Source organism: Flagellimonas meridianipacifica (assembly GCF_003001695.1).
GTDB classification, from domain to species: domain Bacteria; phylum Bacteroidota; class Bacteroidia; order Flavobacteriales; family Flavobacteriaceae; genus Flagellimonas; species Flagellimonas meridianipacifica.
Map to the genome: position 1 here is coordinate 65,225 of NZ_PVYX01000001.1, position 25,236 is coordinate 90,460.

At 40.4% G+C, this 25,236-nt stretch carries 17 protein-coding genes, 1 tRNA gene and 1 pseudogene; 5 read left to right on the forward strand and 14 right to left on the reverse strand.

From position 1 onward, the window contains the following. Positions 1-25: 25 nt before the first annotated feature. Positions 26-2,395, forward strand: coding sequence for a penicillin-binding protein 1C (gene pbpC / locus CLV81_RS00305; RefSeq protein ID WP_106143091.1), 2,370 nt, complete (start codon positions 26-28; stop codon positions 2,393-2,395). Position 2,396: 1 nt separating this feature from the next. Here the strand turns inward: pbpC and der are convergent, their stop codons facing one another. Next, complete coding sequence (der, locus tag CLV81_RS00310) at positions 2,397-3,698, reverse strand: ribosome biogenesis GTPase Der (RefSeq protein ID WP_106143092.1); 1,302 nt, start codon at positions 3,696-3,698, stop codon at positions 2,397-2,399. Positions 3,699-3,773: 75 nt separating this feature from the next. On the opposite strand from der, the gene CLV81_RS00315 reads away from it, so the two are divergent. Continuing rightward, a complete protein-coding gene (locus CLV81_RS00315) occupies positions 3,774-4,277 on the forward strand; it encodes a GTP-binding protein (protein WP_106143093.1) in 504 nt (167 codons plus the stop codon). A 74-nt stretch (positions 4,278-4,351) separates the two neighbouring features. Here CLV81_RS00315 and CLV81_RS00320 read toward each other — a convergent pair whose 3' ends face one another. The 3 genes from CLV81_RS00320 to CLV81_RS00330 all read right to left on the reverse strand — a co-directional run bounded on the left by CLV81_RS00320 (position 4,352) and on the right by CLV81_RS00330 (position 8,225). Next, positions 4,352-5,896, reverse strand: a complete 1,545-nt coding sequence (locus tag CLV81_RS00320) for a choice-of-anchor I family protein (protein ID WP_106144834.1) — start codon at positions 5,894-5,896, stop codon at positions 4,352-4,354. A gap of 75 nt (positions 5,897-5,971) precedes the next feature. After that, the gene (gene era / locus CLV81_RS00325) at positions 5,972-6,850 is read right to left on the reverse strand and encodes a GTPase Era (RefSeq protein WP_106143094.1); all 879 of its coding nucleotides are present in this window, start codon (positions 6,848-6,850) and stop codon (positions 5,972-5,974) included. Continuing rightward, positions 6,843-8,225, reverse strand: a complete 1,383-nt coding sequence (locus tag CLV81_RS00330; RefSeq protein WP_106143095.1) for an alanine/glycine:cation symporter family protein — start codon at positions 8,223-8,225, stop codon at positions 6,843-6,845. Before CLV81_RS00330 ends, era begins: the two co-directional genes overlap by 8 nt. A gap of 180 nt (positions 8,226-8,405) precedes the next feature. On the opposite strand from CLV81_RS00330, the gene CLV81_RS00335 reads away from it, so the two are divergent. Both CLV81_RS00335 and CLV81_RS00340 read left to right on the forward strand, forming a co-directional pair. Next, positions 8,406-8,478: transfer RNA gene (locus tag CLV81_RS00335), tRNA-Met, on the forward strand. A gap of 249 nt (positions 8,479-8,727) precedes the next feature. Beyond that, entirely contained in the window at positions 8,728-9,783 is a 1,056-nt protein-coding gene (locus CLV81_RS00340; protein WP_245911867.1) for a tyrosine-type recombinase/integrase, read from the forward strand. Between the two features lie 898 nt (positions 9,784-10,681). On the opposite strand, the gene CLV81_RS00345 is transcribed toward CLV81_RS00340, so the two are convergent. From CLV81_RS00345 to CLV81_RS00360, 4 genes are all read right to left on the reverse strand, one after another. Then, the gene (locus CLV81_RS00345) at positions 10,682-11,182 is read right to left on the reverse strand and encodes a YybH family protein (protein ID WP_106143096.1); all 501 of its coding nucleotides are present in this window, start codon (positions 11,180-11,182) and stop codon (positions 10,682-10,684) included. 85 nt (positions 11,183-11,267) lie between these two features. Further along, positions 11,268-11,849 carry a Crp/Fnr family transcriptional regulator gene (locus tag CLV81_RS00350; protein ID WP_106144836.1) on the reverse strand — a complete coding sequence of 194 codons (582 nt, stop codon included), beginning with the start codon at positions 11,847-11,849 and terminating at the stop codon, positions 11,268-11,270. A 634-nt stretch (positions 11,850-12,483) separates the two neighbouring features. Next, positions 12,484-12,762 carry a hypothetical protein gene (locus CLV81_RS00355; RefSeq protein ID WP_106143097.1) on the reverse strand — a complete coding sequence of 93 codons (279 nt, stop codon included), beginning with the start codon at positions 12,760-12,762 and terminating at the stop codon, positions 12,484-12,486. Between the two features lie 82 nt (positions 12,763-12,844). Then, positions 12,845-14,080 carry a DUF1028 domain-containing protein gene (locus CLV81_RS00360; RefSeq protein WP_106143098.1) on the reverse strand — a complete coding sequence of 412 codons (1,236 nt, stop codon included), beginning with the start codon at positions 14,078-14,080 and terminating at the stop codon, positions 12,845-12,847. Between the two features lie 670 nt (positions 14,081-14,750). On the opposite strand from CLV81_RS00360, the gene CLV81_RS00365 reads away from it, so the two are divergent. Then, the gene (locus CLV81_RS00365; protein WP_106143099.1) at positions 14,751-16,289 is read left to right on the forward strand and encodes a Fic family protein; all 1,539 of its coding nucleotides are present in this window, start codon (positions 14,751-14,753) and stop codon (positions 16,287-16,289) included. A 265-nt stretch (positions 16,290-16,554) separates the two neighbouring features. Here CLV81_RS00365 and CLV81_RS00370 read toward each other — a convergent pair whose 3' ends face one another. The 6 genes and pseudogenes from CLV81_RS00370 to CLV81_RS00400 all read right to left on the reverse strand — a co-directional run bounded on the left by CLV81_RS00370 (position 16,555) and on the right by CLV81_RS00400 (position 25,225). Beyond that, a complete protein-coding gene (locus CLV81_RS00370) occupies positions 16,555-17,451 on the reverse strand; it encodes a 3-hydroxyacyl-CoA dehydrogenase (RefSeq protein WP_106143100.1) in 897 nt (298 codons plus the stop codon). A 144-nt stretch (positions 17,452-17,595) separates the two neighbouring features. Beyond that, complete coding sequence (locus CLV81_RS00375; RefSeq protein WP_106143101.1) at positions 17,596-19,677, reverse strand: penicillin acylase family protein; 2,082 nt, start codon at positions 19,675-19,677, stop codon at positions 17,596-17,598. A gap of 426 nt (positions 19,678-20,103) precedes the next feature. Continuing rightward, the gene (locus tag CLV81_RS00380) at positions 20,104-20,337 is read right to left on the reverse strand and encodes a DUF6090 family protein (protein WP_106143102.1); all 234 of its coding nucleotides are present in this window, start codon (positions 20,335-20,337) and stop codon (positions 20,104-20,106) included. 81 nt (positions 20,338-20,418) lie between these two features. Continuing rightward, complete coding sequence (locus tag CLV81_RS00385) at positions 20,419-21,456, reverse strand: methyltransferase (RefSeq protein ID WP_106143103.1); 1,038 nt, start codon at positions 21,454-21,456, stop codon at positions 20,419-20,421. A 263-nt stretch (positions 21,457-21,719) separates the two neighbouring features. Further along, a pseudogene (locus tag CLV81_RS00390) lies at positions 21,720-23,822 on the reverse strand (penicillin acylase family protein). Positions 23,823-23,998: 176 nt separating this feature from the next. After that, positions 23,999-25,225, reverse strand: a complete 1,227-nt coding sequence (locus CLV81_RS00400) for an ABC transporter substrate-binding protein (RefSeq protein WP_106143106.1) — start codon at positions 25,223-25,225, stop codon at positions 23,999-24,001. Positions 25,226-25,236: the final 11 nt, after the last annotated feature.

Below are 25,236 nucleotides of genomic sequence, written 5' to 3' on the forward strand. Positions count from 1 at the left end.
CAGGGCAAATCGAACCTGTCTGCCAATGAAAAGGGTGAGGTCCATACAAAGATTTCTGCTTCGGAACCCAATAAAATCCTTAGGTTTCCTTACGGTTCTCCTGGTTTGGCTATTTTGTTTACCGAAAAAACTGTTTAAAGAGCCTACTTCCACAGTGGTTACCAGTTCTGAAGGATTTTTACTGGGTGCACGAATTGCGGATGATGGGCAATGGCGTTTCCCCGAAGTCGATTCAATTCCCCAACGATTTAAACAAAGTGTCCTACTTTTTGAGGATGAATACTTTTATCAACATCCAGGATTCAATCCCATTTCCATTCTCAATGCTTTGATTCACAACCTTACGAAAGAGACACGAAGAGGGGGGAGTACCATCACCCAACAAGTGATTCGACTAAGCAGAAAAAATAAACCCAGAACCTATTTTGAAAAAGCCATTGAGTTATTTATGGCCACCCGCTTGGAATTCAAATATTCCAAGGATGAGATTTTGAGGTTATACGCTTCCAATACGCCTTATGGCGGCAATGTAGTGGGGCTGGAAACTGCCTCATGGCGCTATTTTGGCATTCCTTCCCACGAATTGAGCTGGGGCCAAGCCGCCACTCTTGCAGTTCTACCCAACGCACCTTCATTGATTTTCCCAGGTCGAAATGAATCTCGCCTATTACAGAAAAGGAACCGTTTACTGAAAAAGTTGTGGGATAAAAATCATATGGACCAAACTACTTATGAACTTGCTATTGCGGAACCTTTACCCCAAAAACCTGTACAGCTTCCAAATATTACACCCCACCTCACAGAAAGAATTAAACTGGAACATCCTGGAAAACGCATACAGACATCAATTGACATGTCTTTGCAACAACAGGTAAATACTGTAGCAGAAAACCACCATAATCGGCTTAAAAGTAACGAGATAAACAATTTGTCCATTTTGGTTTTGGACATTGAGACCCGCCAAGTATTGAGTTATGTGGGCAATGCGCCAACCAACAGGGACCATGGCAATTATGTGGATATTATAACCAAAAATAGGAGTACTGGCAGCACATTAAAGCCTTTTTTGTTTGCCTCTTTAATGCATGAGGGCCAATTGTTGCCCAATACTTTAGTTGAAGACGTTCCCACCGTAATAAACGGCTACCATCCAAAAAACTTCAGTAAAAAGCATATAGGGGCCGTATCGGCCAGTAGAGCGCTTTCTCGTTCGCTCAATGTACCTGCGGTTCGTCTATTGCGCTCATATGGGCTTCAAAAGTTTTATAACAAGTTGAAAAAGATGAATTTGGGCACTATAGACAAACCCTCCTCCCACTATGGACTTGCCCTTATTTTGGGAGGTGCTGAAAGCTCACTATGGGATATTACAAAAACCTATGCGTCAGCAGCATCTACACTTAATCATTTTGTAGATAATTCGAGCACTTATAGAACGGATGAATTTGCAGAACCTAGCTATTTGTTGAATAGCGCTGTCTCTTTTGGGGATGTTCAACGGGAAGCTCCCATTTTGGATGCTGGCGCCATTTTCCATACATTCAAATCCTTAAGGGAAGTTAACAGACCTGAAGGTGCAGAGAATTGGCAGTTTTTTGACTCGTCACAGCCTATAGCTTGGAAAACAGGAACCAGCTTCGGGTTCAAGGATGCTTGGGCAGTAGGGGTTACCCCAAAGTATGCCATAGGCGTTTGGGCCGGTAATGCTGATGGGGAAGGAAGACCTGGATTAACAGGTATTGAGGCTGCGGCTCCCATCCTATTTGATGTTTTGGACCTGTTGCCTTATAGTGGGTGGTTTCAAGAACCGTACGATGAACTCAAATCTATCACCATTTGCAAGGAAAGTGGTTCCATTGCTTCGGTTTTTTGTGAAAACACGGAAGAGCAATTGCTTCCAAAAAACGGTCTGAAAAGTAAACCATGCCCCTATCATCAACAGCATTTTTTCAATGTTGCTGGGACGTTTCGAGTAAATTCTGGATGTTATCCCATGGAAGATATGGTCAGCAAAACATGGTTTGTTCTTCCTCCAATAATGGAATACTACTATGCTTCATCCAATCCCAATTACAAAATCCTACCCCCCTACTTAAGTGAATGCACTTCCGAAGAAAGTCAAAGAATGGCCTTTATTTATCCTAAACCAAGTGAAGACATTCTGGTACCCAAAGATTTAGGGAACCATTCGACCCAGGTTATATTTAAATTGGCTCATCAACAAGAAGAAACCCGAGTACATTGGTATCTAGACAGAACCTATGTAGGTTCCACAGAAGACTTCCACGAACTTATATTGGATGTTCAAACGGGTGAATATCTTCTTTCCGCCATGGACGATTATGGAAATCGAATTCAACAAAAAGTGAACATAAGGCCCGCTTCGGGAAGCTAACCTATTTTTTCCGCATAAAAATGGTTATGGGTACACCTGAAAAGTCAAATTGCTCTCTTAGTTTATTCTCTAAAAATCGTTTATAGGGGTCGCGAACGTATTGGGGCAAGTTGCAAAAAAACGCAAACTGTGGGTATGGCGTAGGTAACTGGGTACAGAATTTAATCTTTACGTATTTACCTTTATAACCTGGAGGTGGTGTGTGTTCAATAATAGGCAACATCACATCGTTCAACTTACGGGTCGGGATTTTTTTGGAACGATTTTTATAGACTTCTACCGCTGTTTCAATGGCTTTGTAAATACGTTGCTTTGTCAACACCGAGATAAACAAAATGGGCACATCCGTGAAAGGTTCCATCTGCTTCTTTATTTTTTCCTGATAGTCCCTAACGGAATTGGTCTCTTTTTCCATCAAATCCCATTTATTGACCAGAACCACAATACCCTTATTGTTACGCTGAGCCAGCCAAAAAATATTCTGTACTTGGCCATCAAAACCTCGGGTAGCATCAAGAACCAATAAACAAACATCACAATGTTCAATAGCCCGTATGGAACGCATTACGGAATAGAATTCCAAATCCTCCTTGACCTTTGCTTTTCTTCGAATCCCTGCAGTATCTACCAAATTGAATTCGAACCCAAAACGATTGTAGCGTGTATCAATGCTATCTCGTGTTGTACCTGCGATATCCGTAACAATATATCGGTCCTCGCCTATCAATGCATTAATAAAAGATGATTTTCCTGCATTCGGTCTTCCTACCACGGCAAACCTTGGAAGCTCATCTTCCTCTTCCTCACTTTCGGGTAATACTTCGACCAAAGCATCCAATAATTCTCCCGTACCACTCCCGTTAATACTGGAAAGCGGATAGTACTCTCCAAGTCCTAAAGCATAGAATTCTACTGCATCCGTGGAACGTTGGGCATTGTCCACCTTGTTAACAGCAAGAAACACGGGTTTATCCACTTTTCGCAAAAGTCTGGCAACTTCCTCGTCCATCCCGGTAACCCCAGATTCAACATCCACCATAAAGATGATGGCGTCCGCTTCATCAATGGCCAATTCCACTTGCTTGTCAATTTCCTTCTCAAAAATATCATCGCTTCCTACCACATAACCGCCTGTGTCAATAATAGAAAACTCTTTTCCATTCCAATCACTCTTCCCATAATGACGATCACGTGTAACACCACTTACCGCGTCAACAATGGCCTCTCTCCTTTGAATCAATCGATTAAAGAAAGTGGACTTACCAACATTCGGTCTACCAACAACAGCTACAATGGCCCCCATGCGTTTCTATTTTCGGCAAAAATACCATTATTTATAAAGAAAAAACGTTACCTTTTTTGTGCATGCCTTTGGAATATGAGCAACCTAACCAATGACATAGTACTTCGTCCGCGATTTAAAATTGATTTAATCACGGATTTGGAATCTTTGAAGAAGAATTTTGATAGGACTTCCGAGGCTCCATTCATTTTGAAACGTTTGGATGAACATATTTATCTGCGATTTCGAAAGGAACATACCAATTTTTGGTCTCCACAACTTCATCTAGAACTTACATCATTTGAGAAAAATAAAAGTACTATACATGGAGTGTTCGGTCCCAACCCTACCCTATGGACCTTTTTCATGTTTCTTCACTTTGGCATAGGCACTCTCTTCGTGATTCTCGGCATTTTTGCATATTCGAAACATTCACTTGGCGATGATATTACCCTTTGGATAGTTGGGATGGTTTTCTTGGTTGTGCTTTGGTTTGCGCTATATGCAGTTGGAAGGTTTGGTAAATCTCAAGGTAAGGATCAAATGAAACAATTAAATACTTTCCTCGAAGATTTGATACAGGATTTTTCAAGGTCCTAAAAATCAAAAAGGCGTGAAAACAGGTCTCACGCCTTCTGATAAACATTAATAAATTATGAAGCAGAAACTAAAAACTAGTTGTTTTCATAAATGGTTACAGTACCGCTCACTTCATTGCTAACAATAAGCAAATCGTTTCCCGTAGGGCTATCTTCTGCTGATATAGGAAGAACACCTTCCGGACCTACGTCTCCATCAACAAATAGCAATTGTAGAAATTCTGGGAAGCTTGGATTGGTTATGTCGTATACCATAACTTGATTGTTACGTTCCAAACCTACAAACAGAATTTGACGCTCACCTATTTCAAGGATGCTCACTGCCTCAGGTTCGGCACCTTTGTCATCACTACGATTGTCACCGCCATTGAACGCATCTGGCGTGAGGTCCAATGTAATTTCTGCAATGTCATTTCCACTGTCGTAAACCAGCTGGCCCATTCCTGACCAAATGCTAAAGGAACGTGCCCCGTAGTTGTAGAGTTCATCAAAGTCACCATCGCCATCAATATCACCTAGAGTTGTGGTGGATTGCAATCTTCCTAAGTTCTCATCCAATTGAAGGGTCGCAGCATCTGGAAAAGCGGTTGCATCGAACACCAAGCCTGCCATACGTTCTTCTTCGGAAAAACCATCATAATCCCTAGCATCGCCCTCGTTGGCCGTAACTATGTAGTCCATTCCATTCACATTATAATAAGCGATGGCATCAGGTTGGTAGATTCCAAAAACAGGAACACTTCTCAATTCTTTTCTACCATCCTCATTACTAGGGTCAATTTCGTTTCCGGGAAGGGAATAATCTTTAAATCCTAAAGGAAGAATACTTTCTATCTGCATAGTTGACAAGTTTACAACAGCAACTCCATTGTTTTCCTGAAGCGTAACCCAAGCCTTTGTACCATCATCTGAGATGGTCAGAAACTCTGGTTCTACATCTGCTGCCAGGTCTGCGCCTGGTCCGAAAACACGAAAGCCAGCTGCTTCCAATGCGTCTTCTTGTGCATTAAATCCAGAAAAGCCTAAAGTGGTGACTTCCATGGTTTCCACCTTGATGATACTGACACTTCCTTCTGGATCAACCGTATATTCATCATTAGGCTCTCCTTCATTGGCAGTAAGGGCGTATTCTCCATTTGGAGTAAAGGCTACCATATCGGGCAGTACCCCTACTTGAGCTATACCAATTTCTTCCAAAGTTGTAGTGTCGAAGAATTCCACAAAGCCATTTTCCTGCTCATTTACGGAACTAATGGCCACTGCAAGAATACCATTACTTACGGCCACACTGTTTGGTGAACCCGGATTAGGGCAGTTTACCGAGCCAATACGTGACGGAGAATTGACATCTGAAATATCAAATACGGTTACTTCGTCCAAAGCACCGTTGGTAACAAATAATCTTTGAGTATCCGGGTCATACGCGGAGATTTCGGCAGAGTCTTCACCATCTACATCAAAGGTATTCACAAAGCTAAAGTCAACTGAAGTAACTGGTGCATCATCGGTTGGTTGTTCATCATCGGTGCCACCATCACCTAAAAAGTCGTCTATTTTATCGCAGGAAAAGCAGGTTAAGATTAAAAATGTGGGGAGTAATAGCTTAAAGTAATTCTTCATTTTGTTTGGTTTAAATTTCCTTGGAAGGTCTAAACCGAACATGAAGTAATAGTTATTCAAATACTAAAAAAAGCTTTAATTATTGTAACCAAAACGTTTCAATTGATTCGAATTGCTGCGCCAATTTTTATTTACCTTAACATAGAGTTCAATATGGACTTGTTTGCCAAAGAATTTTTCCAAATCCTTACGAGCTTCCACCCCCACTTTTTTTAGGGCACTCCCTTTGTGGCCGATAATGATTCCCTTTTGTGTATCCCTCTCTACCATAATTACCGAACGGATTCTAATAATCTTATCATCTTCCAAAAATTCCTCAGTCTCCACTTCCACAGCATAGGGAATTTCTTTTTTGTATTGCAGTAATATTTTTTCCCGAATGGTTTCATTGACAAAAAAGCGTTCGGGCTTATCTGTAAGTTGGTCCTTGGGATAATAAGGAGGTCCCTCTGGAAGTAATTCGAGAATACGATTAAACACCTCTTTCACATTGAAGTTTTCCAAAGCGGAAATGGGAAATATCTCTACCTTGGGCAACAGACCCTGCCAATACTGTATTTGTTCTTCCAAATGCGCCTGATCGGAAGTATCAATCTTATTCAATAACAACAAAACAGGAATCTTGCTATTTGAGATTTTTTTGAAGAAGTTCTCATCTTTAAGTCCTTTTTCCCCTATTTCGACCATGTAAATCAGCACATCGGCATCTTCGAATGCTGATTTTACAAAATCCATCATGGAGGATTGAAGTTCGTAAGCCGGTTTGATGATTCCTGGAGTATCCGAGAAAACCACTTGAAAATCCTCCCCATTAACGATTCCAAAAATCCGATGTCGCGTGGTCTGAGCCTTTGAAGTAATGATGGAGAGCTTCTCCCCGACCATGGCATTCATAAAGGTTGATTTCCCAACATTTGGGTTTCCAATTATGTTTACAAATCCGGATTTATGCACGTTGTTCTTTCATTTTAATAAAATATGCCTTTGCCGCTTGATTCACCTTAGGTGCCAACAATAAGACAGCTATCATGTTCGGAATGACCATCAGGGCATAGGAAAGGTCAATTAGGTTTTTAACTACTTCCAATGAAGCAATAGCAGCGAACACTATCATAATCACGAAATAGACATTATATAACTTCCCAATTTTGGCATTGGTCAAAAAGGAGAGACTCTTCACCCCATAATAAGAGTACGTAAAAAGCGTGGAAAGGGCAAAAGCAGAAACAATAATCATCAACAAGTCATCGCCAAAATTTCCCAAAGTATATCTAAAGGCCTGCAAGGTCATCACAATACCGCTAGTATCCTCTAAATAGGCGCCACTTAAAATAATGACCACCGCGGTGAAGGTACATACCAGAATAGTATCAATAAAAGGGCCCAGCATAGCTACCAGTCCTTCCCGTATGGGTTCATCATTTTTGGATTGCCCATGGTACATGGGGGCACTTCCCAATCCCGCTTCGTTGGAAAACATAGCCCGACGTACCCCAATAATTACCAAGCCCCAAAAACCTCCGGTGACCACTGTTTTGAAGTTCCATGCTTCAGAAAGTATCAGTTTTAAGGCAGGTAAGACCTGTGAGGCATTCAAAACCATCACGATTACTACTGCAATCAAGTACACCATGACCATAAAGGGCACAATAGCTGTTGCCACTTTGGCAATGTTCTTTAACCCTCCAAAAATCACAAAGGAAGAAATTATCGCCAGTACAATTCCTATGGTCAATTTCCAGTTGAACAAAGGGTCGGTTTCCGTACCTCCCAAAGCCATCAAGCTCTCTTCAGGAACAACCACACTCATAAAGGTTTCGGTAAACTGATTGGCCGTAAAAACACCAAGAAAACCAAAGAGTCCCGCAATGCTAAAAAAGATGGCCAAGGGTTTGGCTTTTTTTCCCAGTCCTTGGGTTATGTAAAACATAGGACCTCCCTGCATTTTTCCATCTGAATCTTCTCCTCGGTACATTATGGACAGACTGCATGAATAGAATTTGATGCACATCCCGATCAATGCCGTCATCCAAATCCAAAAAACCACTCCAGGACCTCCATCATGAATGGCTATGGCCACTCCTGAGATATTTCCCAAGCCCACGGTGGCAGCAACAGCAGCGGATAATGCCTGAAGGGAACTAACATCTCCCTTTGCTTTTTTATCATCATATTTCCCAGCCGTAATGGCAATAGCATGGCCAAAATAGCGATACGGAAGAAATTTTGAAGACCCTACTAAAAAAAGACCTCCACCAATCAATAAGATAAACATGGGCCATTCGGTTGCGGATATGGCGTTTACCAAAAAATCATTGAGTTGCTCCATGGTCCGAAGATATACAATTCAAATCAAGACTTGCAACCTCTTAATGAATATCAAAAAAGATGCCTCGACTTCGCTCGGCATTAGTTCGATCTTTTGATTTGAATTCGCTTAGCTTTTCAAATCAGGGTCTCACTAATTTGGAAATATGTTTAAAAGAGTTGTATATTTGCCGTCCGATATCGCGGGGTAGAGCAGTAGGTAGCTCGTCGGGCTCATAACCCGAAGGTCCCTGGTTCGAGTCCAGGTCCCGCTACTTCATAATCCATTGAAAACCAGATTTTTAAATCTAAATTCAATGGATTATTTTTTTGGTATCTTGCAAAGCGTACACGCGACCGCACAAAAAATGGGCATCAGCAAGAAATATACCGAGCCTAAACTCTACCACGGGGGGAAGTCCTTCGACCTCTCAAAACGCTGGTACATCTACTACTCCTACCAGCACCCCGAGCTTAAGGACCGGCACGGAAACCCACGTATGGTCCGACAGCCGAACATCACCATGAAGTTCAACCGCAGGTACAAGGACAAAAAGGAACGCCTAATGCATTTCGAACTCGTCCGGGAGGCGCTCCACGATGCCCTTAAAAATGGCTATTCCCCATATAGCTCCAACTTCAGGGCCGAGAACAAATACTCCGTGGAGGCGGCACTGGATTTTGCCTATGGGCTCAAGAAAACCTCCCTGAGCAACTCCTCCGATAGGGACTACCGCAGTCGGCTGGGCCAGTTTAAAAGGTACCTGGAAAAAAGGGCCTATCTGCAACGGAACATACTGGAACTGGACAAGAAACTGGTGAACGCTTACCTCAATGGGATACTCAAGGCCAGCAGTGCTAGGAACCGTAACAATACCAGGGTGGTCCTCAGTGCCCTGTTCGCAGAGCTGGAAGCCAACGATATTATCCCAAGGAACTTTGTGGCCAGTATCAAGGTCCTAAAATCGAACCCAAAGCGCAACAAGACGTATTCCCTTGAGGTCGTCGACGGTATGTTCAACTTCATGGAAGAGCACGACCCGATCCTTTTGCTCTTTATCAAGTTCATATCCTATAATTTCCTGCGCCCGATAGAAGTTTGCCGTCTCAGGTTAGGGGACATCAACATCAAGCAAAAGCTACTCCATGTAAGGGCAAAGAACAAATTGGTCAAGACCAAGATTATCCCAAATATCGTCATCAACGAAATCCACGAACTGGATTTTTCCAGTTCCGATCATTTTTTGTTCACCCCCAAGGGCACCGGACCGTGGGAATCATCGGAAGAAAGCAGAAGGGATTATTTCACCAAAAGGTTCAAGGACCTGAAGGCCAAGTACAATAAATTTTTGAAAGCACATGGAAAATCGTTCCAGCTGGGCACGGACTATACCCTGTATTCCTTTAGGCATACTTTTATCACAAAACTTTACCGACAGCTGCGCAAAGAATATTCCCAGACAGAAACCAGTGACAAATTAATGTTGATTACTGGCCATTCCACGCTCAAGGCCCTCATCGCCTATCTCAGGGATATCGATGCGGAGCTCCCGGAGGATTATAGCGGGTACCTTTCTTAAAACAAAATTCATTGGAAATACTAGAAATGTACCTATTGATTGGGTATGGCATATGAATTCAGACTTATTTTGGATTGACTCTTTTAAACCGCAGATTTGTTTCTTTTTCATTGTACCAGACTTGCAGAAGTCAAGTACTTAGACACCACGACATACGCTGTTTAGTTTAAATCACAGATTACCTTTTTTTCAACCACCCATCTACAGTAATAAATGGCCCTTGAAAGGCCGAATAACGATATCGGCCATGAAATTTGGATTTGCAATGATATCCACAAAGAAGCAAATCTGGTAACCCACATGGATTTCTAAACAAAAGTAGATGTGAAGAGATCCACTCGTACGTTACCAGTGTCTCAAGGGACAATTAAAAAGGCCTTAACGAACTGATTAAATATATGGGTCAAGGAGACACCGTTATTGCTTCCAAAAATGATAGAGTTTTCCGTTCCTTGAAAAAAAAAAAAAAATCGAACTCATAGATAAGTTTAATGGTGGCCGGTCTTTACTTCAAAAGTTTGGGCGAACAAGAATTTGGTACAGAGTCTGCAAATGGAAGATTTCCTTTCGTAGTTTTTTGCAGCAATTGTCGAGTATGAATGCGACCTAATCAGTGAACGCACAATAATAGGGCTTGAAAATAAAAGGGCGGGAAGCAAACTATTATGTAAAAAAAGGAACCCAATCATAAATATCATTACGCAAGTCGTTTTCTTCAGGGTGGAAAAAGTCCTTTAATTTTTGGTTTCTGGGGACAGTGGAAATTTTGCCGATAGCAAAAAGACAGAGGTGGTTTAAAAGAATTTAACTTTTAAACCACCTCTGTTCAACCCATTGATCGAAATACCAATCAAATGCTTAACCCTTGCGGGTTTGAACCAGCATAATGGCAATCTCACTATTCTTTTGGTTCAGTTTTATTGAACATATATCGGGCAATCTTCCATGCTCCACCTATTTTTTCAAACACAAAAAGTTCTCTATTGGTTTCGGGCACCTCAACTGCTTTTGCATGGATTTTAACGGTTCCCCTTGAACTGGTGACAGCAAAGGCCATGTTTCCCTCCACCTGGATTTCTTCAATGAAGAATTCAATATTTAGTTGGATTTGCGAGAAGACGAATTCGTAGGATTTCAAAATGCCTTCCGAACCTATTCCCGAAGGCGCCTCCGTGGGCATAAAAACACCGTCCTTTGTGTAGAGCGATTGGGCCAAATTGGCATCCGAAGTGTTCAATGACTTCTCATATTTGCTCAATAAATTTTCAATCTTTTGCTTTTCCTCTTTTTGCATGATTTCAGTTTTTTGTTTAGACAATTGATTTGATTCTTGATTTTGTTTTTGACCACACGACATTAGTATAACTAAGGTCAAAGCGGGTACTACTAAACGTTTCATGATTTTCAATTTTGTTCTAAACAAAGTTCAGGAAACCACATTGAGCTTGCCTATAAGGCAGTTTAAGAAATAACCTTAAGGTATTTTAAGATTTTGCGAGTTTCTTTCGAATGGTACTTAGGAATTCAGGTGTCATACCAAGGTAAGAGGCAATCTGTACATTAGAAATTCGATGGAAAAAATACGGGTATCGTTCTACAAAATCAAGATATCGTTCTTCTGCAGTAGAACTAATATTGTGTAGAATTCTTCTTTGGGCGCTCACAAGAGCATTCTCTGTCAATACCCTGAAAATTCGGTTGAATTTTGGGAATTCAACAAAAAGTCTAAGTTGCTCTTCTTTGGCTATTTGCAGAATTGTTGAATGCTCCAATGCCTCAATATAAAGTCGGGATGGCTCTTCACTATGAAAGCTTCCAATGTCACCGATCCACCAATTTTCTATGGCAAACTGAAGATTGTGTTCCTTTCCATTTTCGTCAACCATAAACATTCGGAAACAGCCTTCAATTACGAAGGTATTAACCGCGCTTACGCCTCCTTCTTGAAGGATAAATTGTCTTCTCTTAACTTTTCTTAATTTGAAAAACCTATCAACGGCGGCCATTTCTTCTTCATCCAACGGAAGAAGTTTGTGGAAGTACTCTATAAGTAGTTTTGTATTCATTGCAATTCGCTTCAACAAGTATTTATGACTGATAATCAAATATCTTGCCGGAGAATAAAATTAACCAATTAATCAACTTGATTTATCGTAAGTGGAAGTGCCTCAAAGAGGTAATTGAAGGTAACCCTCTTTGAAAATACATAAATTTCCAGAAATTGTTCCATTTACAGCCCTGGAACATTGCCGTCAACGATGCCTAAATGTGGCGCTGTGGTCTCCGGGCTTATTTAATTGATATAAGCGGGACGTAGTACAAATTTTTTGGTAGAGTGCTAAACAAGACAATGTGCATATCGAATTTTGTACATCGTCCATGATTATGACTAGGTTCCTAACGCTTGATTTAAGCCACTGAATAGAATATGTCCACTCCAAAAGTTAATGGAAAAGGAGATATTATTTTAATTAGTACAGGGGCGGGTATGTTAGCGCACATTGCTTCATATGCATGATGAAGTCTTTGTGGCACGAATAATAAAACCAAAGAGGTTACCATCATGAACCAACCGATATAGCTGGATATTTCTGGAAATTTTGAATATTTTGAATAAATGACGAGTCCCGCGGCAGATATCATACAAATCGTAATCTCAGAGTAATTTATCAAGTTAGTACTACCAGCCTTCCGCAAATTCTATCTTGCCTCTGTTGGTTTTAGGAGTATTAATAACCAAACTCCAATAAGGAAAATGCCGAAGAGGATTATGATATACTTGGCAATAATTGTCATAATTTCCACAGTCTCTTGGGGGTCTAATTTTAATAATCCACAAAGCGCATCGATGGCGATGGGCAAAAGGGGTGCCCGTCGCACATACTTTTGCGTGCCCGAAGGGATATTGCCATGGACGGCCTTGACTATGATTTCGTTGCTGCAATTTCCGAAGCAACTTTCAAACCGAAATCGAGCCATAAGAAAAGTAATAATAGTTCTTTCTCTTTACCAACAGATCAGCTATCAATTATGGCCCTTTTTAGCAGTCGTGCTTTTCTAATTATTTTTTCCGTAATCGTTCCAAGAGAATTTCAGCCTCGATATTTGTACCGTCAATTTCTATGGCTCTTTCCAAATATCCAATAGCTTTGTCCCGCTCTTTTTCATAGAAATAGCTCCTGCCAAGCAAAAAATTTAAGTAAGAGGATTCGATTTTTCTAGAGATAAGTCGATTTCCCAACTCAATTACCTCTAATTCCCTTCCTAGATTACTCAACATTCCCATAGCACTTTCCCAATCCGTAACGCTAAAGTTTCCTGGTTTTATAATTGATTCCATTTCAGGACTTTCTCTTAAAAAGTAAAAAGCAGGTAGATAAACCGACCATTTTGGGTTTTCTGCAAGTCCTTTCTTTATCCAGTTAATTGCGGGACCTTCCCTTCCCAGAGCGATGTTCGCACGTGCAATTTTTGCATACATTCCAGTCCAACCGTCTAACATGGATTCTGCCTCTTTCAATTTTTGTGTTGCTCTTTTTTCATTTCCCTCTCGATTTGCAAAAAGTGCTTGGTTGAGACGAATTCTCCCATAGTGGTAGTCCATTAAGGTTTCCAGTTCTTTTATCGGTTTTTTTGAATTGTCAACACGGAGGTCAATCTGATTATACCATTCATTTTCTGCACCTTTCACTACGATAGCAGCTGACTGCTTTCCCGAGATTTGTCCGCCAGCTTCTTGCCCTGCAATCAAGCTTTTCAAAAGTCGTTGCGCCAAGGTCCCCGTAGAAGTTTCGAAGGTTTCTGACATTTTATAAAGTACATTTTCGTCGAGTTGATTGCCGATGGCAACGTAATTTTCACCTAAAATTTCTGAGGTATGGCCATTCCAATATTTCAAGGAACTACCTGTGAAAGCAAAAACATTTCCATTTGCGTCTATTCCTGATATTTGCCGATAATTCGCCTGATTGTCTTTATCCCTAATCTCAAGGATTGCCTGTTCCACAGTTTTACCTTCCTTAAGTTTTTCAATTCCCTCAATTCCATATTTAGGTTCAGTCTCCGCAATAACCGAAAATGCACCTACTTTAGGTTCTATGTAAATTGTGGAATTTCCAACATAAATGTTATTGGTAGCTACTGCAATTCCCCATTCTTGCGCGTTTTCGTCATAAGCCAGAATTGAGAAAGTGGAGTTGATATTCCTGTCAGTAATAAGACTAGGTAGATTTTGCCCAAAAGAGCATAGGGTAAAAGCTATTAGAAGCAATAGTAAAAAACTTCTTTGATTTTTCATTTGAACGATTTTGGATTGATGAATGATTTTTGGCTAGCATTACTGTTAATAGGCTTATTTATGGTGTGTGAGGTGCTGCCTCACCGGGATTCATCATTGCGCCTCATACGTTATAAGTACTGTCGATGGCCATACCTTTTGTCCCAAGACCCTCGTAAATTTAAGAAAAACCTTTATAGAGAATGAAGTGAGATGGCATGCTCTTTAGCACGTAATTTTATTTTGGCGTTTTATGGGAATTCATCCCCGAAGATGAATCCAAACAACCATAAAAGAAGGAAAGCTATTTCGAAACGCATTAAAGAGCTACGTATAAATTCGGGGCATCGCAGTTATGAGACCTTTGCCACCGACAATGGCGTATCTCGTAAAACTATTGGCGCATAGAAAGGCGGTGATTTCAATATCACCACCTAAGTATTAAGCGAATCAATCTCTTTTGATTGAATTCTTTTCAAAAGATATATCAGAAATAAGCATCGCTTTTGGCTCCATAATCCACACCAAAAATGTCAGTTTATTGAAATTGGAAAGGCTTATCAGTTTAGCCTAACTCTTTTTCATAAACATGAAACACGTTTTCATGTTATTTTACCATTTATAACTGTTTTTCATGAAAAGTAACCGACTTTCATGCTATATTTGTAATTATATTTCATGAAACATAATTATGAGTAATCAATTTTCACGAAAAAAAATCAATTTTCACGATAGGGTCTTACCAGAGGAAGGAATTTTGATCGGGTATGGTTGGCTGCTACAAATTATCGAGGATACAAGAAATAGACGATTGCCGCTACCAGAGCGACTTGCGATTATAACAGAAAAACAACAGCGGTACAATACGCCGCAATGGCAGGTATTTGCAAAACGGTATATGCCCGAGGATAGTGCCATTGGCCATCTCACTTTCGCGCTAAAGTACGAAGGTCTTGATTTGCTCATTTTAAAAGAGTTTTTTTTAGCAGTCGGTGATACCCCTGTAATGAGCATGATGCAGAACGAGCCTACTGGCCAATATTCCAGAAGGATTTGGTTCCTATATGAATGGCTTTTCGATAAAACCCTGGACATTCCCGACTTAAAAACCGGGAATTATGTTGAAGTTGTAAACCCCAAGCATCAATATGTGGGTCCTGTTGAAAATAGTACGAGGCATCGGGTAAAGAATAACTTGCCCGGTACCAGGGAATTTTGTCCCATGATACGTAAGACCAAAAAACTGGAGGCTTTCACGTTAACAAAATTTCCTGAAATCATGGAAAAAGGGTTAAAAGGAAGAAACAAGGATTTGATTCGCAGAACGGCCGCATTTCTTTTGTTGAAAGATTCGAAGGCATCCTTTGCCATCGAGGGGGAATATCCTCCAAACATGAGAGCCAGAAATTGGGGCAAGGCTATTGGGCAGGCAGGTAAAAAGCCGTTGACGATTGAAGAGATAGAGCGTCTTCAGGATATTGTAATCGGCACCAAGAAATTAAAGCACATGGGCATCCGCAAAGGCGAAGGTTTTATCGGTGAACATGACCGTGAGAGCTTACTTCCAATGCCTGATCATATCTCGGCCCAGGCAAAAGATTTGCAATCATTGCTTGGTGGATTGATCGAAACCAACAATCTCCTGCAAGGCAGTGGCTATGACCCAGTTTTGGCGGCTGCCAGTATCGCTTTTGGTTTTGTGTTCATCCACCCTCTTTCTGACGGAAATGGCAGGATACATCGATATATCATACATCACATTTTGGTCCGAATGGGCTACACCCAGAGGGATATGATTTTTCCGATTTCAGCAGCCATATTGAATCGAATCGGAGCGTATCAAGATATATTGGAACACTTCTCATCACCCAGACTTGATTTGATTGAATGGAAACCTACCCCTGACCACAACGTTGAAATCTTGAACGACACCATCGACCTCTATCGTTATTTTGATGCCACATTGCAGACAGAGTTTCTTTATGAATGTGTCGAGGAGACCATTGAGAAGATTATCCCCGAAGAGTTGGATTTTCTGGAAAAATATGACCAAATGACTCATCAAATCAATGCGTTGGTCAATTTGCCCGATAACAAAGTAGATCTGTTGATCAAGCTTTTCGATCAAAACAGCGGAAAACTGTCGAAAAACAAATGGACAAAAGAATTTGATCAATTATCCCAAGAGGAAATTGAAAGTATAGAAAAAATCTATGCATCCATCTTTTAGCATGTCCAGGAAAAAATCCAGATTTGGAATTACATTGTGGTGATTTTCTTCCCAGAACTAAAAAATCAGTTTCTTAAAAGGTTCCTATTGCGAGACTATCTTCTAATCGAGAATAACGGTCTCGGCTATGATTTCGTTGTGGAATCATCCGCAGGATTATTCCGGCGAAATCCAGCCGTTTGATTTATACTTTTATTTTGGTGTGGCACAAAACCACAATGAATTATAGCTATTGTTGGGTGTCCATTTTTATTTATTTAATATTTTATTTCAAAAAGTCATCCTTAAGAAATTCAGGATTTGGATACTTATAAAATCCTTGTCCAGAGGCAGTGCCAAGTTTACCTTCAGCAACCATTCCTTCCAATTTAGAAATTATAAGTTTTGTGGTCTCTATATCTGAATTTTCATTTAAATGTGCCTTAGTAATGTATAATGATGTTTTTAATCCAACAGTATCTAATGTAGCAAATGGTCCATTTGGCGCTCCTGTTGCTATCATCCAAGTTTTATCTATTAAATGAGGTTCTGCCACATCATTTGCCCAAAGATTGAGTCCTGCCCTCAAGAATGGCATTAACAATGAGTTAAGCACATAACCTGGCTGTTCTTTTTTTACAGGAATAGCAACCATTCCAATTGCCTTCGCAAATAATATCATATCATCAAATAGCTTTGATGATGTTTTGGAATGCCCCATAATTTCGGCAGTATTCCTAATCCAAATACGATTTGCAAAATGCAGTGCGATAAATTGCTCTGGTCTTCCTGTGGCTTTTGCAAAATAACTTGGTAGTAACGAAGAGGAATTTGTGGCAAAATCAGTATGGCTGGGTGCAAATTGATTCAGTTTTTCATAGAAATCAGACTTTATTTTTATGTTTTCAGGAATTGCCTCAATAACTAGGTCTGCTTCACTCACGGCAGATTTTAAGTCTGTCTTAAATGCAATACTTTTATAAATCTTTTGAAGTTGGTCATTCGATATTCCCAAGTCTTTTTGATAGAATTTCTGCCATAGCGTCATTCTTTCTTTGCAGTTTTTCAAAGCAGAATCAGAAATATCATAGACGGTTACCGAAAAGCCGTGAAAAGCAGTATGAAAAGCGATTTGACTTCCTAATATTCCACCTCCTGCAATTGTTACATTTTTATATTTCATTAGTCTGTTTTTAAATGGCACCCAACGGTCTCGGCTATGAGTAGTTGTGTGGGTTAGCGGTTAATTTAGCAAGTACACACCAAACTGAAAATCCTAGCGGATTTTAAGAAGTAGGCGAGAACGAGCAATTACTTATAGCCATTGTTACATATCGTTTTTATTTTCTCTTAATTCCAAATTCGCTTCCTGATCACTTCGTTTAAACCAGATATTTCTTAGTTCATTCTTACTAAACATTTCTAGTTGGTCTCCATAATGCTTGTTATTCGGGTTAGATGAATTTCCATAAGTCAGTAGTCCTTTTGCTTTTATTTCTTCATCCATCTCAAGAACAAGAACGAAAGTATCACCAAAATATCCAATGAACTTTCCTTCTTCGTTTGGATTTGCATAAACAATTCTAAAAACGCCTAAATGTTGAGGACCTCCCGTTGCGGGATACTCTAAATCACCCATTTTAAGTTTGTAATAATCACCATAGGGAATTTCAAGTTTAGTGTATTTAGCCAAATGATTTTGAGCAGACTTTTTTATGATGCCAATTACTTCGTCATTATCCACAAATTTGTCAGGTGTATTGATAGGATCATCATATTGCCATGTGTCCTTTAAAAGAGAACTCAATTGAAACGGACTTGTCTGCTTTTCAGATGCCCAAGTATTGGTAAAGGTCATAAAGAATAGAGCACCCAAACTATTGGCATCGAACGAACCATCCCATTTTGTCATTACATCAATTGCGGCCAATACCAAAGAGTCTGACGTTTGATCTTTTAAAGCAAGAAGGTCATCATGTAAGCGCAATGCAAGCTCTGCTTTATTATCATGCTTTAACTCCACTAAACGATCAAAAGAAATACTATCCTCTTCATGCATTAACCTTGCCGCTCGTTGTGGTCTAAATCTCATGTTATTTGGTGCAATGTGTGATGCGAAATCATTAGGATCTAAAACAGTAGGAATCGTATTTACAAAGGGTGGGTCATTGGCATTTTGTAGCCAGCCAGACGGGGGATTGGCAACCGTGGGCAGCTCATCACTTTCGTAATAATCTGTCCAAATATCTGCACTTGAGTCACCAGATACTACACCTTGCCATTTATCCCAGTCTCCATTCTTTTTAGGTACAAGACCACCGAAATGATGCATTATGTTCCCAGCATTGTCAGCATAGACCGTATTCAAAAAAGGCATTTGTCTTAATGCGAGTGCATTTTTCATATCGTCTAAACTTTTTGCCTTCGACATCAAATCATATTGTTCGATTAATGGTGTCAAATCATTCATCTGCGCGAATCGAATCGCCAGTGCAGTATCTTCAGTCTCTTTGATTACAATACCATGTTTAGTACGCTTCCTTGTAAATTCAATATTCTTTAGAGTACCATTTTCCTGTAACACTTTGATGAAATAGTCTTGCTCTTCAAATGGAATATATTCACCATCTAGTAAGTAGGTATTCCCTTCTTTTCTTATTTCGTACAGGTCTGTGTTATCAATTGTGTTTACTGTATGTGTCCACGAAACATTATCATTGAATCCAAGCGTTATCGAAGGGTTTCCAATAAGGGTGGCACCATACATATTATATTCATTGGTAATAAATTGTTGTTCATGCCATAAAAATAGATCTGACCAAGGTAGATGAGGATTGACTACCAACATGGTATTTCCAGTAGCAGTTTTGCTTCCTGAAAGTGCCCATGAATTTGATCCACCCTCTATTTTTTGATTGGATAGGAAAGTACCGCGAATTAGAAATTCATAATTCACCACACGAAAACCGTGGGCAATAATGTCATATGGTGTGACAGGTAATACCTTTCTATATTTTTCGTCTAACTCATCAACATTTTTGTCGGCATAGGCATTAATCCCCGCAGCAAAAGATTGAAGCATTTCCTGATGTTCTAGCGATAAGTTATCGTAGGCAGGTTGTAATTGCTCATAAAGCCCTAAATGATGTAGTGCTTTATTAATCTCAAAACCTTCTCCCCACAACTCTGCACTCGTACCTCTAGCTTCTCCATAGAGTTTTAAGATGAGATTTCCATGATTTTTCATTTGCCCCCAAGCAGACATGTAGTACAAGTCATTATCAGAAGTAGCGTAAATATGCGGAACACCATAGGTATCCCAAAGGATTTCGTTTTCGGTAATGGTTTTTTCAGGCTGTTTACAAGATATCAAACATGATACTGCTAGTAAAAAAAGATAGTTTTTCATATGGTTGGTTTAAATGATATGTAACAGTTGTGTATAGATCATATGACCTATACATCTTTTATGTGTGGAACTAAGTTAAAGTAATTTTCAAGAGGTATTCTATATCTATAGGCTCAAACCTTTGGTTGTATTATTAAACAAAGAATATGATAGTTCCAAAAAACGGCGAGTTAATGGGATTTAACCTATGAGGAGAAAGGGTTCCCTTTAAATGTTGGTATCAGGGGACTTGAAAATATTACTGGCCAGCAAGCAATTGCGGAATGGGATTAATTGTGCTTTCGTTTTCTAATCACAAAAGGGTCCTAATTTTAACCTCAACTGTTTTGTACTGTTTAAAAATTTTGACCACCTTGGCCTAGGAAAATCGACTTCTGTTCATATCCTTTATTCTACGGTTATATTCTAGTTTTAACAGTAGCGGTTTTAAGGGACACTTACAATAGGAAATGGATCTGCCTTTAACTCTTGAATCAAATTTTGTAAAATAGCTCTTTCACGGTTATTTGCTTTACGAACTTCATTAACGTTATTTATTTGTAGCGCAATCAAAATCCCAATCACCACAAATATTATTTCGCCGATTGCATATTTCAGATACTTTCCCATTTCACCTTCTGAAAGCAAATTTTGCCTAATTTTTCTAAAATATTTTAACATTCTTTATTGGTTGTTCATCATGATGCTTGTTAATTAGAAGAAAACAATAATGGACTATTAGAAACCATGCAGTAAATGTTCCTACTTAAATGCGATAACAGCACTTGATGGACCGGTTAAAGGCATCACATTTGTTCGACTAAACCCTACCTCTTTTGCCCATTGGGTAAAATCGGAGGCTGTAAAATCAAAACCTTGATCTGTCTCGATTGCCATATTTAAGGACATCATTAATCCGAAAGCATTCTTATTTCTTTCATCATCAATGATATTTTCAATAACAATAAGAGCTCCTCCTTCAGGTAAGGCATTATATGCCTTTTTTATTAACAATAATTTGTCATCAGAACCCCAATCGTGAAGAATATTTCCCATTGTGATAACGTCTGCACGTGGTAATTCATCCTTAAAAAAATCTCCTGAACGGACTTCTATTCTGTCGCTTAATCCAAAATGTTCTACATTTTCTTTAGCTATTGGGCTTACAGGAGGCAGATCAAATGAAATACACCTAATATGTCCATTATTTTTTACTATGTGTATGGAAAGATTAGCTCCTGAGCCGCCAACATCACAAAGTGTATTATATATTGAAAAATCAAAATCATCGGCTAGCTTCATAAAATTCCCGGCTTGAACACCACCCATGCCATGAATAAACTCTCTAAGTCTGTCTTCATTTGCATAAATGGCTTCAAATAATGGTTTACCTCCATTTTTAGTCTCATTTTGTGGTTTGCCAGTTTTTAGACACTCTTCTAAGTCGTTCCAAAAAGGATACAACCTATTGTTTGACATTTCTAATATACCTCCTATATAACTTGGTTTGTTTTTATCTAAAAACAAGGCTGAATCGTCTGAATTACCATATACTGCATTCTCCTTTAATCCAGAACGGTTCAAAAACCCCAATGCCACTAAAGTGTCGAGGAAATCAAAAAGGGACCTGCTATTTAATGCTAATTTATTTTGAATTTCCTGACCTGTCATTGTACCATTTGCGAGATGTGTGAACAGCCTCATGTTAACTGCTGTGAGCAGAGTTTTTGATGCCCAAAACCCCATTCCAATTTGCATTATTTTGGAAGGATTGATTTGATTTTCATTAGCTGTGTCCATAATATTTTTGTTTAGGTTTTTTAAGTGCTGTATTTAATTCATTTGTGCAGCGAATATTTTTTTTAAATGTCTTTATGCTGCAAATTTTAGTTCATAATGCATTGTTTCTTTTGGCGTTTTTTATCTAATAATTTTTCAAGGTTTTGCCAATGTCGATCATTTGGGTGACTTTTTACCCTGCCTTGGCTGGAAAGCGAATGCAGGGTATTTGGTTCTAATCGTTTCCAATCACAATTTCCCATATTTTTTTCAAAATGTTACATTTAATTCATTCGCTCCATACATTCTTTTCTAAGTAAGTGCTGCTCCTGGCTTGCCCGGTCAAACCAAATGTCCCTCAACTCATTTTTACTGAATAGTTCCAGTTGATCTCCATAGTGGGGGCTGTCCGGGTTGGAAGAATTGCCATAGGAGAGCAGGCCTTTCGCTTTAATGTTTTCGCCCATCTCCACAACCATCACGAATGAATCTCCAAAAAACCCAGTGAAATGGTCTTTGTTTTCCGGATCAGGCACTGCCGAAAGAATCCTAAAAATTCCCAGTGATTGGTTACCTCCAGTAGCGGCATACTCATACTCCCCCCTTTTCAAGCGGTAGTAGTCTCCATAAGGTACTTCAAGTGAAGGATATTTTTCCAGGTGCATTTGAGCTGCCGTTTTGAGTATTCCTATCATTTCTTCTGGGTTCTTAAAATCATCTGGCGTTTTAAGGGGATCATCAATCGTCCATTGTTTTTCAAACCCTACGTTCAGCAGACCTCTGGATGAGACCGCTTTTTGTGTTGCCCAAGTATCTACGAACTCCATAAAAAAAATAGCTCCCGAACTTTGGCTATCGTAGGTTGCGTCCCAATCTGTTATGGTTTCAATAGCGGCCAAAACAAGTGAATCAGATGTCTGCCTTTTCAGTTCCGCCAAGTCATCTTGTATTCGTAAAGCAAACTCAGCTTTATTATCATGCTTTAAAGCTACCAGCTCGTCAAAACTGATGTTATCATTTTCATGAAGCAGTCTCGCTGACCGCTGCGGTCTCAAATAAAATCGACCTTCTATTTCAGGTGTAACATGTGAAGCAAAATGCTCGGCATTCAACACCCTTGGTACTGTATTGAGGAAAGGAGGTTCATTCGCGTTTTGCAGCCAGCCTCCAGGAGGGTTCACCACCATTGGCAGCTCATTACTTTCGTAATAACGGGTCCAGATGTTTACACTTGAGTCTCCCGGGACAACATCCTGCCATTTGTTCCAGTCTCCGTTCTTCTTAGGGATCAGACCCCCAAAATGGTGCATGATGTTGCCGCTCTTGTCTGCATATAGTGTATTGAGAAAAGGCATTTGCCTCAATGAAAGGGCCTCATTGAATTCATCCAGGTTTTTAGCCTTGCCCATAAGGTGGTACTGTTCCAAAAAAGGGGTATAGCCGTCCATTTGTGCAAAGCGCATGGCTATGGCCGTATCATCTGTATCTGTTATTACCACACCATGTCTGGTTTTCTTTCGGTTCAATTCGTGGACTACGATAGTGCCATCTTCTTTCAATTCTTTGACAGTGTAGCTACTCTCCTCGAATGGCAGGTATTCTCCATCTAAGTAATAGCTGTTGCCGTTTTTCTTCACTTCATAGAAGTCCGTGTTGTCCATCGGGTTCACAGTATGCGTCCAGGATACATTTTCATTGAATCCAATAACGATACTTGGCTGCCCTACTAGTGAAACCCCGTACAGATTATGGTCATCGGTAATCAATTGCTGCTCGTGCCAAAGCATTGGTTCTGCCCACCAGAGGTGTGGATTGGCTACCAGCATGGCATTACCGGTTGAAGTTTTCTTACCAGAAATGGTCCATGCATTCGATCCTGCATTTAATCGCTGAGCAGCCTGCAATTCCCCCTTGATGAGAAACTCATAATTGATAATCCTGAAGTAGTGGGCTATCAGGTCCGTTTCCCGTACGGGAAGTATTTTTAGATATTCTTCGTTCAGACTGCTCCGATGCCTTTCAGTGTAAGCATTGACTCCATCGGCAAACGAGGATAGCATTTGCTGGTACTTGGGCGCAAGGTTCTCGTAAGAAGTTTCAAGCTAGTCAATAATACCTAGATGGTGCATATTTTTATTGACTTCAAAACCGTCTCCCCAAAGTTCAGCACTTACCCCGCGGGCCTCACCGTAAAGTTTCAAAATCAGATCGCCATGGTTTTTCATCTGCGCCCAACCTGCCATATAATATAGGTTGGAATCTGAGGAAGCGTAAATGTGTGGAACACCATAGCTGTCCCATAGTATTTCATCTTTTGTGCTGGCCTTCTCGGAGACAGAGCAGGCGCTAAGTCCGCATAAGATTAATAAAAATTTGAGGTATTTCATGTGTATATAGTTTGTTTTTCAATGGTCACATGCCTGCCTGTCAGCAGACAGGAAATTCGCAATAAAAATTTATCGAACAGTTGGTAAAAACTCAGTCAAGAATGTTTGTGCTGATTTCATGTAATTAATTGTTATTTCCTCTAGGGTTTGAAACCCTCCCGGGTTTGTAAGCAACATCATTCCTCTGCCAGCTTTTCAATGGCATAGTCAAGGTTTAGCTCAGACATTTTGAGCGCTGAGATTTGCTCGGCCTGGCCGTTTTCACTACACTCAAACATGGCTGCCCCCCTGGTACCCTGTCTCTCCCCTTCACCGAAACTAATCCCAAAACCAAGCCCACTAAAATCCCTGATATTTTCCATGGCCTGAATGAATTTTTCACGAGTGAGGTCGGGCCCGGAATCCTGAAGTGCTTTGGCGACAGGTTCTGCAAAGTAATAGCCGGATGCCACAAATGTGGTCCATGGCAAATCCGGATATTTGTCCTTCAATGCAGCCTGGTATCCTTCCATGTCAACATCTGCTTCGTAATTGAAAAAACCACTGAACCGAACACCGGCCCAGCGACCTTCGGTGATTTTGTGCATCAACTCGGTATCGCTCAATGTGGAATTGGTAATCCATTGCGGAGCATACCCCAAAACAGCGGCTGTGCCGGTAATTATTGCGCCCTGACGAGGAAGGACCTGCATAATGACTACCTCAGCCCCGGAATCTTTTAATTTGGCGACATGGGACCCCAGGTCCTGATCGGTCACTTCAGTTGATACTTCTTCGACCAATTCCAGGTCGTATTTTTCCATCGCAATCTTCACACCGACCAATCCACTTTTGCCAAAATCATCATTTTGATAGATCATCGCAATTTTATCTTTGCCAAGACTGTTGACGATATGGTCTACCTGTACAAAAGCTTCGTCAAAATAAAGCGAGTACGTACTGAAGAGGTTGTTTTGAGGGGGATATGCCCAATGTGTCGCTCCGCTTGCAGGTGATACCCAGGGGACTTCGTTTCGTGCAATGTAGTCCTTCACTGCCATGCAGGGGGCAGTCCCCACACCTCCCACAAAGGCGAACACCTTGTCCTTCTCGACCATCTCACGAACGGCAGCTACGGTTTTTGACGGCTGAAAGCCATCGTCCTTGATCACCACATTGATCTTCCTGCCGTGGATACCCCCCTTTTCATTGATATAATGAAAATAGGCATCAACCCCCCGTGGTACGTTCCCCCATAGGGCTGCCGGGCCTGTAAGCGGCCCCCAGGTGCCAATGGTAATGGTGCTGTCAGTCACGCCAACCTCAGCGGTTTGTGAAGATGACTCGGAACTTCCCCTGCCACGTCCGCAGGACGTTATGGTGACGAAGATTACTATCGCAATCAAATGGTTTAGGTTCTTCATAGTATTTATAA

Bases quoted from the DNA above. Each gene is read 5' to 3' on its own strand.
- pbpC (WP_106143091.1), top strand. From the start codon at position 26: ATGAAAAGGGTGAGGTCCATACAAAGATTTCTGCTTCGGAACCCAATA.
- der (WP_106143092.1), bottom strand. From the start codon at position 3,698: ATGGGGGCCATTGTAGCTGTTGTTGGTAGACCGAATGTTGGTAAGTCC.
- CLV81_RS00315 (WP_106143093.1), top strand. From the start codon at position 3,774: ATGAGCAACCTAACCAATGACATAGTACTTCGTCCGCGATTTAAAATT.
- CLV81_RS00320 (WP_106144834.1), bottom strand. From the start codon at position 5,896: ATGAAGAATTACTTTAAGCTATTACTCCCCACATTTTTAATCTTAACC.
- CLV81_RS00330 (WP_106143095.1), bottom strand. From the start codon at position 8,225: ATGGAGCAACTCAATGATTTTTTGGTAAACGCCATATCCGCAACCGAA.
- CLV81_RS00340 (WP_245911867.1), top strand. From the start codon at position 8,728: ATGAAGTTCAACCGCAGGTACAAGGACAAAAAGGAACGCCTAATGCAT.
- CLV81_RS00345 (WP_106143096.1), bottom strand. From the start codon at position 11,182: ATGAAACGTTTAGTAGTACCCGCTTTGACCTTAGTTATACTAATGTCG.
- CLV81_RS00350 (WP_106144836.1), bottom strand. From the start codon at position 11,849: ATGAATACAAAACTACTTATAGAGTACTTCCACAAACTTCTTCCGTTG.
- CLV81_RS00355 (WP_106143097.1), bottom strand. From the start codon at position 12,762: ATGGCTCGATTTCGGTTTGAAAGTTGCTTCGGAAATTGCAGCAACGAA.
- CLV81_RS00360 (WP_106143098.1), bottom strand. From the start codon at position 14,080: ATGAAAAATCAAAGAAGTTTTTTACTATTGCTTCTAATAGCTTTTACC.
- CLV81_RS00365 (WP_106143099.1), top strand. From the start codon at position 14,751: ATGAGTAATCAATTTTCACGAAAAAAAATCAATTTTCACGATAGGGTC.
- CLV81_RS00370 (WP_106143100.1), bottom strand. From the start codon at position 17,451: ATGAAATATAAAAATGTAACAATTGCAGGAGGTGGAATATTAGGAAGT.
- CLV81_RS00375 (WP_106143101.1), bottom strand. From the start codon at position 19,677: ATGAAAAACTATCTTTTTTTACTAGCAGTATCATGTTTGATATCTTGT.
- CLV81_RS00380 (WP_106143102.1), bottom strand. From the start codon at position 20,337: ATGTTAAAATATTTTAGAAAAATTAGGCAAAATTTGCTTTCAGAAGGT.
- CLV81_RS00385 (WP_106143103.1), bottom strand. From the start codon at position 21,456: ATGGACACAGCTAATGAAAATCAAATCAATCCTTCCAAAATAATGCAA.
- CLV81_RS00400 (WP_106143106.1), bottom strand. From the start codon at position 25,225: ATGAAGAACCTAAACCATTTGATTGCGATAGTAATCTTCGTCACCATA.